Origin of the sequence: Mycobacterium sp. (assembly GCF_032159565.1) — a bacterium.
In the GTDB taxonomy this organism is placed as follows: domain Bacteria; phylum Actinomycetota; class Actinomycetes; order Mycobacteriales; family Mycobacteriaceae; genus Mycobacterium.
On record NZ_JAVHWR010000053.1, the window covers coordinates 1 to 11586 of the forward strand.

Here is an 11586-nt window from a genome sequence, read left to right on the forward strand (position 1 = left end):
CGACGACTCGTTCGCCCACGACGGCCAGATCACCAAGCAGTCGATGCGCGCGGTGACACTGGCCGCACTCGCGCCCCGGCCGGGCGAACTGCTGTGGGATGTCGGCGCAGGCTCGGGAAGCGTCGCGATCGAGTGGTGCCGCAGCGGTCCGGGTTGCCGCGCAGTGGCCTTCGAACGCGATGAACGGCGCCGCAAACGGATCACCGACAATGCGGTGGCGTTCGGCGTCAGGGTAGAGGTGCATTTCGACGCCCCGGAAGCCTTCGACTTCGTGCCGCCGCCGTCGGCGATCTTCGTCGGCGGCGGTTTGACGCAGCCCGGGCTGCTCGACGCTTGCTATGAACGGCTACCCGGCGGAGGCAGGCTCGTGACGAATGCCGTGACGGCTGAATCGGAAGCCGTTGTCACGCAGTGCTATACCCGCCTCGGTGGTGAGCTGCGCCGTTTTGCGCACTATCGCGGGGAGCCACTGGGCAAGTTCACGGGCTGGCGCCCGGCGATGCCCGTCACACAGTGGGTGGTCACCAAGGGATGACGGTCTATTTCATCGGCGCCGGGCCGGGCGCTGCCGATCTGATCACCGTGCGCGGCCAGCGCTTGTTGAGCAGTTGCCCGGTGTGCCTGTATGCGGGCTCGATCATGCCCGACGACCTGCTTGGGCTGTGCCCGCCCGACGCTCGGGTGGTCGACACCGGGCCGCTGACACTCGACGAGATAATCGGTGAGATCGCCGACGCACATGCGTCCGGATTGGATGTGGCGCGCTTGCATTCCGGTGACCCGTCGCTCTACAGCGCACTGGCCGAACAGTGCAGGCGTCTCGCGGAGCTGGGCGTGAACTACGAGATCGTCCCGGGCGTCCCGGCTTTCGCGGCGGCGGCGGCCGCGCTCGGACGTGAGCTGACTGTGCCGGGTGTCGCGCAGACCGTGACGTTGACACGCGTCGCGACGCTGTCGACGCCGATGCCGCCGGGGGAGGACCTCGAGAAGCTGTCGGCGCCGGGTGCGACCCTGGTGTTGCATCTCGCCGCCGCTCAGGTCGATGCGATCGTTCCCCGATTGGTGGCCGGCGGCTACCGCCCCGAAACGCCTTGTGCGGTCGTGGCCTTCGCCAGCTGGCCGCAACAGGCGGTGCTGCGGTGCACGCTCGCCGAGCTCGCCGACGAGATGCACGCCGCGAACATCACCAGGACCGCGGTGATCGTCGTCGGCGATGTGCTGACCGCGGAGTCTTTCGCGGACAGCTATCTGTACTCGACCGACAGGAAACGAGGGGACCGGCATTGATGCGTGTGCTGCTCCTCGGAGGTACCTCGGAGGCCCGAACGCTGGCAGCGCGGTTAACTCCCCGCATCGACGTGATCAGCTCGCTGGCCGGCCGCGTACCCGATCCCGCGCTCCCGCCCGGCGAGGTTCGCATCGGCGGCTTCGGCGGTGTCGACGGGTTGCGGCGGTGGCTCGATGACTCGGATGTCAGCGCGGTCGTGGACGCCACCCATCCCTATGCCGCGACGATCACGGCCCACGCCGCCGAGGTGTGCAGCGAACTGGGGATCCCGCATGTCGTCCTCTCGCGACCGGCGTGGCCGCCCGGCGGCGCGATCCTGGTCGACGGCGACGTCGCCGCCGCCAAGGCCGTGCAGGACAACGGGTTCAAGCGGGTGTTTCTGACCACGGGCAGGTCGGGTGTCGCGGTGTTCAGGGACGTCGACGCGTGGTTTCTGATCCGCGCCGTCACCGCGCCGGATCCGCGGACCTTGCCGCCGAGCCGTGAACTGGTCCTCTCGCGCGGGCCGTACCGCTACGACGACGAGTTTGCCCTTCTCACCGAGCACCGCATCGAGTGCCTGGTGACGAAGAACAGCGGCGGGGACATGACCAGGCCGAAGCTGGACGCCGCTGCCGCACTCGACGTTCCGGTCGTGATGGTGAACCGTCCGATGCTGCCCGACGGAGTCACCACGGTCTCGACGGTCGACGACGCGGTGGCCTGGGTCGGCTCGCTCGGCTGACTGCCGCGGTCGTCAGCGCGTCGCACAAACCCGGTTCACACCGATTCGTAGGACCGAATCAACTCCAGCGTTTCCAGCTCGCGGATGGTGCGGCAACCGCGGTGCAGCATGGTCAGCATCATCTCGTCACCGCGCTCGGTGGATGCGGCGAACGCGAAGCCCAAACCCGTGAGAAGGGGCGCCTGCACCACGCCGAGCCGGTAGTCGCGCCAGCAGGTATCGAAGTCGTAATCGGTTATGCCGTAGCCGAGTAGCGCGCGATGGTACTGGGCGACGAGGTCTTTCTCGATCTCCGAGCGGTCATCGGGATCGAGGCTCGTCGCAGTGAAGTACGCGAGGTCTCTGCCGGGCAGACCGATTCCGACCGTCTGCCAGTCGACCACCGTTATGCGAGTGCGACCCGGGTCGAACAGCATGTTGTCCAGCCGGTAGTCGCCGTGCATGAGGGCGTATCGGTCCGGCTCGGCTTTCAGCCAAGGTGTGACCAATGACATTGCGGTGGTGAGGGTTTCCTTGTCCTCATCGCTGATGTCGCCGCCGAGCTTGTCCACAAGAATTCCGCCGGCCATCACCGAGATCTCGCCGAGGCCGCCGGCCGCGGCGTCGTCGCCGGGTTTGGGCATCGCGATGCCGGACAAGGCCATCCACTCGGGATCACACCAGCTTGGGCCGTGCAGTCCGGCGAGCGCCTCGACCGCAAGGACCGCCTCCTCGGCGCTGCACCCCGCGATCTGATCGCCCTGCACCGCTGGCGCCATATCGGCGAGGACGAGGACGAAGTCGGCGCCGTCGTCGGAGATCTCGGAGTAGAAGGACTGCGGGACGGGGATGCTCATGCGATCGGCGACCCGCGCGTAGTACTCGACCTCGGACCGGTAGCCGAGCGCGACCCGCTCACGCACCGCGTCGTCCTGGGCGGACAGCTTGACCGCGAATGTGGCGGGCAGCTCGGTGCCGCCCGCATATCTCGCGGCCACCCGGTAGGTGGCGCCGGTCTGGCCGGTGCCGATCGGCGCGACGTCGACGTCGACCACGTTGGCTCCCAGGACGGAGCCGAGCCATGCCGGCGTTACATCTCGAGGCCCGCGTGGAATGGTCATGGCTGCCGGACAGTATCAGAGCGACGGGTAACGGCGCGGTGTGAACACCCGATCGTCGTACCACTGGGTCTGCGACGATCCGACGATCAGCAGGCACCGCATGTCGACGTCGGCGGGGTCGAGGTCGGCGAGCCGCACCACCTTCACCTTCTCGCGCGGACCGGACACATCCCGGCCGATCACCACCGGGGTGCCGGGGTCACGGTGCTCCAACAGCAGATCGCGCATCGCTTCGACCTGCCAGGTGCGGGTCCTCGAGGCGGGGTTGTAGATGGCCAGCACCAAATCGGCCTTCGCCGCGGCGGTCAGCCGTGCAGCGATGACATCCCACGGCTTGAGCCGGTCGGACAGCGAGATCACCGCGTAGTCGTGGCCCAGCGGTGCGCCAACCCGGCTCGCGACCGCCTGCGCCGCGGTCATCGCGGGAATCACCCGGACTTCGACGCCCGGCCATTGTTTGGCTTCCTCGAGGACGGCCGTGGCCATCGCGAAGACACCGGGATCGCCCGAGGAGACGACGGCGACGGCGTTTCCCTCCTCGGCGAGCGCGCACGCCCGTCGCGCGCGCGCCGGTTCGTCGGTGTTGTCGCTTGGATGCAGGCGCTGTCCGTCACGTGGCCGGACGCGCGAGAGGTACGGGCCGTAACCGATGAGGTCGGTGGCGGCGGCGAGCTCGCGGCGGCTCTGCGGTGTCATCCATTCGGTGTCACCGGGGCCGAGGCCGACCACGGCAACCCTGCCGGCAGGCGCTCGCCTTGCGGCGGCGCCAGGCAGCATGGCCAGCGAGAAGTACGGCACCTTGTCGTCGTCGACGTCGGCCGCGGGCAGCACACGTTGCGCGGGTGTGCTGGCGCGTTCCACGTAGTAGGCGTCGTCGAGCCGGCCCACCGACGAAAGCGCCTCCCGGACAGCGGGATACGAGCGCCCGAGTTTCAGCACGACGGCGGCGTCGGTATCGGCGAGCCTGCGCTTGAGCTCCTCGACGGGCAGGGTGCCGGGAATGATCGTCAACACCTCGTCGCCCTGCACCAGGGGTGTGCCCGTTGCGGCGGATGCCGCGCTGACCGACGTCACTCCCGGCACGATCACCGCGTCGAAGCGCTCAGTCAGCCGGGTGTGCATGTGCATGTAGGAGCTGTAGAAGAGCGGATCGCCCTCGGCGAGCAGTGCGACGTCGCGGCCTGCGTCCAGATGCACGGCGATCCGCCCGGCGGCCTCGCGGTAGAAGTCCTCCATCGCGCCGGCGTAACCGCCGGGATGGTCGGTCGTCTCGGTGGTCACCGGATACACCAGGTGTTCCTCGATCTGGCCCGGCCGCAGATACGGTTGCGCGATGCCGCGGGCGATGCTGCGCCCATGCCTCGCGCTGTGATAGGCGACGACGTCGGACTGCGCGATGACCCGGGCAGCCTTGACCGTCACCAGCTCGGGGTCGCCAGGGCCAAGGCCGACGCCCCACAGCGTTCCTCGGTCGGTCATTCGGTGCTACTCGCGATGGCGTTGACGGCGGCGGCGGCCATCGCGCTTCCGCCGCGGCGTCCGGTGACTACGAGATAGGACATGCCGCGGGGCCGGTCGATGAGCTCCTGCTTGGACTGGGCCGAGCCGACGAACCCGACGGGGCCTCCGAGCACGGCCGCCGGGGTTGGCGCGCCGTCGTCCACGATTTCCAGCAGCCGGAACAGCGCGGTCGGCGCATTGCCGATCGCAAGCACCGCGCCGCCGATCCGATCGGCCCACAGCTCCACCGCGGCGGCCGAGCGGGTGGTGCCGAGCCGGGCCGCAAGGTCGGCGGCCCTGCCATCGGCCACCAGCGACACCACCTCGTTGCCGGCAGGCAGCCGGGACCGTGTGATTCCCGCCGCCACCATCGACGAGTCGCAGAGCACGGGTGCCCCTGCGGCGAGCGCGGCGTGCGTCTTGGCGACGACGTCCTCGCTGTGGGCGACGTGCTCGGCGACGTCGAGCTGGCCGCACGTGTGGATCAAGCGCACGACCACCCGGGCGACGTCGTCCGGGAACCGCGAGAGATCGGCTTCGGCACGGATCGTCGCGAACGACTGCCGGTAGATCTCCGCCGCGTCGCGGATGTAGTCGAGCACCCGCTCACCCTACGGGGAGGCTGTGCGCAGCACGTATCCGTCTCCGGTCGCGATCAGCACCTCGCCGGATGGTGGGCTGCCGCAGGCCCGTTCGCACCCGACGAAGTGCCGGTGCGCCGTGCTGGAATCGCCGACCACGCGGGCCGCGTCCGCCCGCACGTCGGCCGCGGAGTGTTCGCAGCCGGGGCTGCCAGTGCAGGCACTCACGTCGAGCCAGGGTGAGTTGTCGTCGAACACCAGACCCATCGGCGCGAGCACCCGCAGGGCGGCGTCCGCGACCCCGTCGACGAGGTCGCAGACGAGCACCGAGCGCCACGGCGTGATGACCATCGGAGCGTCGATGGCCGCCAGGTACTCGGCGACCCGAGCCGTCAGCACGCCGAGCGGCGCAACGGCGCCCAGCGCGATCCGGCCGTCGTCCTGGCTGATCCAGCCGACCGGCGGACGGCTGACGGGCGGCCAGGTCGCCCCTGGCTCAGCGAAACGGGGTAAGCCCTCGATCAGCGCTGCAGGATCCGCGAGTTCCGCAACCCGCCAGGCGTCTTCGCGGAATTTGAGGAAGCGCCGCGCGACGGATACAAGAGTCGGCACAACGTCGGGGGGTGGGATTCGCACGCCGGTATCGCGGCCGGCCAAAAGTACGGCGACCGAATCGCCGCATACATGGGCGCCGGCGTCGGCGGCCAGCCCGGAAACGTCGCCGCGGCCGTCGTCGATGCCGAACCAGAACCGGCCGGGCAGGGCGGCGAGTGCCGGCTCGGCACAGATCGCGGCGTCCAGCCGGTGCAGCCATTCCCGCACGTCGGCGTCTCCGCCGAGCCGGCCCGACAGCGGCGAGGCGACGATGTTGCGCACCCGCTCGTGCGTGGCCGACGGCAGCAATCCGGCGGCGGCAACGGCATCGGCCAGAGCCTCTGTGTCCTGGACGGCGCGGATCTGGATGTTGCCCCGTGAGGTCAGCTCCATCGCGGGGGAGCCGAATCGGGTAGCCGCGTGCGCCAGCGCCTCGAGCTGACGCGGGGCGATCATTCCTCCCGGCAGCCGGACCCGCGCCAGCGCGCCGTCGGCGGCCCGGTGCATCTGTAATGCGCCTGGGCAAGCGTCCTGGTCACGAGCTCGGGCCACCACCCTCACGGTACCCGGAAGCCCAGCTGGGCGACTGGAGTAGTGCACTACGCGTGCGTCAATAAGCCGCGGAATTTAGCTTTCTGAACATGAGGAGCCCGCGACAGTAGAGCACGGGACATTGGGGCGGTTTGGAGTTGTTGGAAATGACCACGTTGGACACCGAGGCTGGCACAGCGCGCACAACGAACCTGACACAGAAGATTCAGGGAACACCGGCGCCTTCGGTATCGCAGCAGACCGATACCGCGGCGTTGATCACCGAACAGCAGGTGCTGCTGAGTTCTGCGGCGGCACTGGCGCCCACACCTGCGCGCCACCGCAACATCGCACACGAGTTCTCCTCGGCGGTGCGCACGATGTTCGCCCGGCCCGAGAGGCTGCGTGCACCGAGGCACCACGCCCAGCGGTTCACCTATCTGGAGAACTCCGCGATGTCGCGGGCGATGGACAGGCTGTAGAAGCTTCTCAGTCCGGTCATCGGCACACCCTTTAGGAAGGAACGTTCGATGTTCGCTCTGCTCGCGTTCACAGCGCTGATGGTTCTGCTCGGCGTGCTTGCCGGTTCCGGCTATTCGCAGTCGTGGGCCGCACGGTGGGGGATGTCCGACCGCTGACCGGTCAGCTGGCCAGCGGTACCGGGCTCACCACGTCCGAGTACTGCGAGGCGTCACCGGCGACCACGCGGCTGCTCTGCCCGTCGACGCCCACCGGGATGTCGCCGGCCAACGTGACCCTGTGCAGCATGCGGAACTGGTCGTCGTAATCGGCAACGGCGTAGTGCTGTGTCGCGCGGTTGTCCCAGATCGCCAGATCGCCGGGCTGCCAGTCCCATCGAATCGTGTTCTCCAGCTTGGTGACTCGAGCCTGCAGCAGATGGAACAGCGCAGCGGACTCGGCTGAGCCCAGCCCGACGAACCGTTTGACGAAGTGGCCGAGCAGCAGTACGCGCCTGCCCGTTTCGGGGTGGATGCGGACCACGGGGTGCTCGGTCTCGTAGTAGTCGGAGACGAACTCTTCGCGGTACTGGCGTTCCTGCGCGGAGACGCTTTCGCGCGGTGACGCGTAGTCGTACTGGTTGGTGTGCACGGCCCAGAGGTTCTCGGCCAGCACACGCAGCGGTTCCGGCAACTGGTCGTAGGCCGCCTCGGTCGAAGCCCACGTTGTCGTGCCGCCGTAGCTCGGCAGGGTGACCGCGCGCAACAGCGACGCCTTGGGGATCCGGTCGACGAACGTCACGTCGGTGTGCCAGCTGTTGGCCTTGTCGTAGCGCGAGTCGATGGGCAGCAAGCGGGTTCCGCGCGACGTCACCGTCGGGTGGGCGGTGGTCGGCGTTCCCAGCGCGCGCGCGAACGCCAACTGGCCCTCGTCGCTCAGGTCATGCTGGTCCCGGAACAAGATCACCTTGTGCTCGAGCAGCGCCGCGTTGATCCGAGCGGCGGCGGTCGCGTCGACACCATCGGCAAGGCGAATGCCGTCGACGCGGGCACCGATATGAGCCCCGAGCTTGACGACACGCACGGATGAGGGCACGAGTTCACCTCCACAGACGCAGAACACCCCGTAGCAGAATGGCGGCCCGTCGGCTCGCCGCCAAGATTTCAACTCAGCGAGAACGCAACTGAGCGAGATCTTTTGATCTTGGTTTGGCATTTGCCAGGATCGGGTATCGGCCAGTGGGCGCAATGGCGCGTACAGGTTGCTGCGTAGCGGGGAGTTTGAATGTGGGCGCTTTGTGGGACTACCTCATTGCGCATCATTCGCAGCTGATGTTCGACTCCTACCAGCACGTCAGCGCCGTCGTGCAGAGCGTGGTGATCGCCACCCTCATCGGCGTGGCGATCGGTGTGCTGACCTACCGCAACCCGCTGGCGGCCAACCTCGCCACCACGACGTCGAGCGTAATCCTCACAGTGCCTGCGTTCGCACTGCTCGGCCTGCTCATTCCCGTCTTCGGCCTCGGCGTTGCGGCCAGCGTCGCCGCGCTGGTGCTGTACTCGCTGCTGCCGATCATCCGCAACACGATCGTCGGCCTCAACGCCGTCGACCCGGCGCTCATCGACGCGGCCCGCGGCATCGGCATGAGCCGGCTGTCGAGGCTTGGCCGAGTCGAGCTGCGTTTGGTGTGGCCGTCCATCCTGTCCGCGATGCGGATCGCCACGCAGATGTCGATGGGTGTGCTGGCGATCGCGGCCTACGTCAAGGGCCCCGGACTGGGCAACCTCATCTTCGCCGGGCTGGCCAGGGTCGGTAGCCCCACCGCGATCCCGATGGCACTGTCCGGGACCCTGCTAATCGTCGTCCTGGCACTTCTGCTGGATGCGATGTTGGTTCTGATCGGACGGCTGACGACATCGAAAGGCCTTCAATGACAGAACAATCCGGGGCGCGGATCCTGCTGGACCACGTGTCGAAGGTGTACCCGGGGTCCTCGGAGCCCGCCGTTGACGACACCTCGCTCGACATCGCGGCAGGCGAGATCGTGATCTTCGTCGGGCCGTCGGGGTGTGGGAAGACCACGATGATGCGGATGATCAACCGGCTCAGCGAGCCGACGTCGGGCCGCATCCTGATCGGTGAGAAGGACGCGCTGTCGATCAAGCCGACGGAGTTGCGACGTTCGATCGGCTACGCGATTCAGCAGGCCGGTTTGTTCCCGCACATGACTATTCGGCAGAACGTCGGCCTGGTTCCCGGCCTGTTGCGGTGGGACCGCAAGCGGATCGCCGACCGCGTCGACGAGCTTCTCGACCTCGTCGGCCTCGAGCCCGGCCAGTACGCCGACCGGTATCCGCGTCAGCTGTCGGGCGGCCAGCAGCAGCGGGTCGGGGTAGCGCGCGCTCTGGCGGCCGATCCGCCGGTGTTGCTGATGGACGAGCCGTTCGGCGCCGTCGACCCGATCACGCGCAGCACCCTTCAGGACGAACTGTTGCGGCTGCAGTCAGAGCTGCACAAGACCATCGTGTTCGTCACGCACGACTTCGGCGAGGCGATCAAACTGGGCGACCGTATCGCGGTCCTCGGCCAGCAGTCGAAGGTGTTGCAGTACGACACGCCGCAGGCGATCCTGGCCGGCCCGGCCGACGAGACGGTCGCCGGCTTCGTCGGTTCCGGTGCGTCGCTGCGGCAGCTCAGCCTGGTGCGGGTCAAAGATGTCGAACTGCGGCAGCATCCCGCCGTCCATCGCGGCGACAGCGTCGAAACGGTGCAGAACACTTTGGCCGACAGCGAATTCGACTGGGTCGTCGTGCTCGACGATCGCGACCGCCCGGTGAGCTGGGTGCGCGAGAGCCGGCTCCGCCATGCCGCGTCCCTTGCCGACGCGAGCGAATCGCTTGACGTGGTCAGCACCCAGTCGACGCTCGAAGACGCGTTGGAGGCGATTCTCGCCGAACAGCACGCGTCGGCAGTCGTCACCGGCCCGGGCAGCAGGTACGCGGGTGTGGTGACGCTGGACACCTTGATCAACACGATCACCCGGCTGCGTTCCGACGCCCAATCGGCCGGCGAGGACGACGAGTGACGAACGCCGTCGACACGACCGCGCCGAAAACGACCCCGGCTGAGCGTATTCGGCTGTTCATTCAGCCGGTGGGTGTCCTGATCGTCGGGGCGGCGGTGATCTTTTGGGCCTTCGACCGGGATCTGACGGCGACACAGAAGGAGAACATCAACGTCGGCAACGTCTCGACGTTGATCTGGCAGCATCTGCTCATCACCTTCGCCGTCACCGCGATCGTGCTGGCGATCGGTGTTCCCCTAGGAATCCTGGTGACGCGGCCCGGTGCAAAGCTGCTGCGGCCCTTGTTCGTCGGCGTGGCGAACATCGGCCAGGCCGCGCCTGCCATCGGTCTGCTGGTGCTGCTGTTTCTGTGGACGTCCAGGACGGGGTTCTGGATCGGGGTGTTGCCGATCGCGCTGTACTCGCTGCTGCCCGTCCTGGCCAGCACCATCCTCGGCATCGACCAGGTGAACCGAGCGCTGATCGACGCAGGCCGTGGTCAGGGGATGGCCAAGAGCACAATGTTGCTCAGAGTTGAGCTGCCACTGGCGATTCCGTACATCCTGGGCGGGCTGCGGACCTCGCTCGTGATCGCCGTCGGCACCGCGACGCTGTCGTTCCTCGTCAACGCGGGCGGTCTCGGAATTCTCATCGACACCGGCTACAAACTGCAGGACAACGTCACGCTGATCCTGGGCAGTGTGCTCGCCGTCTGCTTGGCGCTGCTGGTCGACTGGCTGGGCGGACTGGCCGAGTTCTTCCTCAATCCCAAGGGACTTCGCTGATGGGCGCGTTGAAGCGCGGGATGTGGACATCGCTTGTCACGGCGCTGTGTGCGGCGGTGGTGACGGCGTGCGGGCTCGGTTCGGGCGGGGCCGTGCCGTTCATGGTCGCTCCCGGTTCGATCAAGCCGAATCCTGCGCTGGCCGGCGTCAAGATCACGGTGGGGTCCAAGGAGTACACCGAGCAGGTGATCATGGGCTACATCCTCGAGTACAGCTTGGCCGCAGCGGGCGCCGAGGTGCGCGATCTGACCGGCATCGTGGGATCGCGAAGCACGAGGGAAGCGCAACTGCGAGGGCAGGTCGACGTCGCCTACGAATTCACCGGCAACGCCTGGATCAACTACCTCGGCCACGAGAAGCCGATACCCGACAGCCGCGAGCAATACGAGGCGGTCCGGGCGGAAGACCTCAAGCGCAACGACATGGTGTGGCTGCCGCCGGGCCCGATGGACGACACGTATGCACTTGCCGCGAGCAAGGCAGTGGTGGAACGCACCGGCGTTCGGACCCTGTCGCAGTACGCCGATCTGGTGAAGAAGAATCCCGCGGCCGCGAAGACGTGTGTGGACACCGAATTCCGGGCGCGGCAGGACGGCTATCCAGGAATGGCGGCGGCCTACGGCTTCGACCCGGCGAGGGCGCAGACGCCAGTGCTGCAGGTCGGGATCATCTACCAGGCGACGGCCGACGCCACCCAGTGTGACTTCGGCGAGGTCTTCACCACCGACGGCCGCATCGCCGCGCTGGATCTCGTGACGCTCACCGACGATAAGCAGTTCTTCGCCCACTACAACCCGTCGGTGACGATGAAGAGCGCATTCTTCGACGCGCACCACGAGATCGCGGATGTGACGGCGCCGGTAACGGCCGCCCTGACCAACGACGCGATCATCGAAATGAACAAACAGGTCGACGTCGAGGGCCGTGACCCTGCCGTGGTGGCGCGCGACTGGATGGTCT

General features: G+C 67.7%; 13 protein-coding genes. 8 read left to right on the forward strand and 5 right to left on the reverse strand.

The window, feature by feature from the left end; translation table 11 throughout:
- The 3 genes from cbiT to QOC76_RS06860 form a co-directional block, all read left to right on the forward strand.
- Nucleotides 1-535, forward strand: a 535-nt coding sequence (gene cbiT / locus QOC76_RS06850; RefSeq protein ID WP_526355525.1) for a precorrin-6Y C5,15-methyltransferase (decarboxylating) subunit CbiT, incomplete at its 5' end; no start/stop codon positions are given.
- Entirely contained in the window at nt 532-1287 is a 756-nt protein-coding gene (gene cobM, locus QOC76_RS06855) for a precorrin-4 C(11)-methyltransferase (protein WP_526355527.1), read from the forward strand. The genes cbiT and cobM, both read left to right, overlap by 4 nt.
- Nucleotides 1287-2012, forward strand: a complete 726-nt coding sequence (locus QOC76_RS06860; protein WP_526355529.1) for a cobalt-precorrin-6A reductase — start codon at nt 1287-1289, stop codon at nt 2010-2012. The genes cobM and QOC76_RS06860 overlap by 1 nt, the downstream gene beginning before the upstream one ends.
- Before the next feature lie 35 nt (nt 2013-2047).
- Here the strand turns inward: QOC76_RS06860 and QOC76_RS06865 are convergent, their stop codons facing one another.
- From QOC76_RS06865 to cobG, 4 genes are read right to left on the reverse strand one after another with little or no spacing between them, the layout of a single operon-like run.
- Nucleotides 2048-3112 carry a phosphotransferase family protein gene (locus QOC76_RS06865; RefSeq protein ID WP_526355531.1) on the reverse strand — a complete coding sequence of 355 codons (1065 nt, stop codon included), beginning with the start codon at nt 3110-3112 and terminating at the stop codon, nt 2048-2050.
- Nucleotides 3113-3127: 15 nt separating this feature from the next.
- Nucleotides 3128-4591 carry a precorrin-2 C(20)-methyltransferase gene (locus QOC76_RS06870; protein WP_526355533.1) on the reverse strand — a complete coding sequence of 488 codons (1464 nt, stop codon included), beginning with the start codon at nt 4589-4591 and terminating at the stop codon, nt 3128-3130.
- A complete protein-coding gene (locus tag QOC76_RS06875) occupies nt 4588-5214 on the reverse strand; it encodes a precorrin-8X methylmutase (RefSeq protein WP_526355535.1) in 627 nt (208 codons plus the stop codon). Before QOC76_RS06875 ends, QOC76_RS06870 begins: the two co-directional genes overlap by 4 nt.
- 9 nt (nt 5215-5223) lie before the next feature.
- A complete protein-coding gene (gene cobG, locus QOC76_RS06880; RefSeq protein WP_526355537.1) occupies nt 5224-6339 on the reverse strand; it encodes a precorrin-3B synthase in 1116 nt (371 codons plus the stop codon).
- A 146-nt stretch (nt 6340-6485) separates the two neighbouring features.
- Between cobG and QOC76_RS06885 the strand changes: the two genes are divergently transcribed.
- On the forward strand, nt 6486-6800 hold the full coding sequence (locus tag QOC76_RS06885; protein ID WP_526355539.1) for a hypothetical protein: 315 nt from the start codon (nt 6486-6488) through the stop codon (nt 6798-6800).
- A gap of 160 nt (nt 6801-6960) precedes the next feature.
- Here the strand turns inward: QOC76_RS06885 and QOC76_RS06890 are convergent, their stop codons facing one another.
- A complete protein-coding gene (locus tag QOC76_RS06890) occupies nt 6961-7872 on the reverse strand; it encodes a TauD/TfdA dioxygenase family protein (protein WP_526355541.1) in 912 nt (303 codons plus the stop codon).
- 191 nt (nt 7873-8063) lie between these two features.
- Here QOC76_RS06890 and QOC76_RS06895 point away from each other — a divergent pair, with 191 nt between their 5' ends.
- The 4 genes from QOC76_RS06895 to QOC76_RS06910 all read left to right on the forward strand — a co-directional run.
- Nucleotides 8064-8711 carry an ABC transporter permease gene (locus tag QOC76_RS06895; protein ID WP_526355543.1) on the forward strand — a complete coding sequence of 216 codons (648 nt, stop codon included), beginning with the start codon at nt 8064-8066 and terminating at the stop codon, nt 8709-8711.
- Nucleotides 8708-9862, forward strand: a complete 1155-nt coding sequence (locus QOC76_RS06900) for an ATP-binding cassette domain-containing protein (protein WP_526355545.1) — start codon at nt 8708-8710, stop codon at nt 9860-9862. Before QOC76_RS06895 ends, QOC76_RS06900 begins: the two co-directional genes overlap by 4 nt.
- On the forward strand, nt 9859-10626 hold the full coding sequence (locus tag QOC76_RS06905; protein WP_526355547.1) for an ABC transporter permease: 768 nt from the start codon (nt 9859-9861) through the stop codon (nt 10624-10626). The genes QOC76_RS06900 and QOC76_RS06905 overlap by 4 nt, the downstream gene beginning before the upstream one ends.
- The coding region (locus QOC76_RS06910) for a glycine betaine ABC transporter substrate-binding protein (RefSeq protein ID WP_526355549.1) at nt 10626-11586 on the forward strand (961 nt) is incomplete at its 3' end. The genes QOC76_RS06905 and QOC76_RS06910, both read left to right, overlap by 1 nt.